This window comes from Algoriphagus oliviformis, assembly GCF_017254915.1.
GTDB lineage: Bacteria > Bacteroidota > Bacteroidia > Cytophagales > Cyclobacteriaceae > Algoriphagus > Algoriphagus oliviformis.
On record NZ_JAFKCT010000047.1, the window covers coordinates 1 to 366 of the forward strand.

Here is a 366-nt window from a genome sequence, read left to right on the forward strand (position 1 = left end):
CCAAGGGGCTGAATAATGTGGCGGCGACCTACTCTCCCGGGTGTAACCCCAGTACCATCGGCGCTGCAGGGCTTAACTTCTCTGTTCGGGATGGGAAGAGGTGGGACCCCTGCGCTAGGCCGCCTAATCTGTAAGTATGCAGTGATCGGTGATCAGTCTGCACCTAATATCTTATGGTTCCGCTGGGCCTTTCATCGGTCACCCGACATCGGACATCCAGCTCCCGATAGCTATCGGGATAACATATCTGGTAGAAACTGTAACAAACGGTAGGCAAGCTTTCGGGCAATTAGTACCGCTCGGCTATGCCATCACTGGCTTTACACCTGCGGCCTATCGACGTCATCGTCTCTGACGGCCCTATAT

2 rRNA genes are annotated in these 366 nt (G+C 54.4%); both read right to left on the reverse strand.

The features are described from left to right. Positions 1-15 precede the first annotated feature (15 nt). Positions 16-127: ribosomal RNA gene (gene rrf, locus J0A68_RS22520) — 5S ribosomal RNA — on the reverse strand. Between the two features lie 142 nt (positions 128-269). After that, a 23S ribosomal RNA gene (locus J0A68_RS22525) occupies positions 270-366 on the reverse strand; the annotation flags it as partial.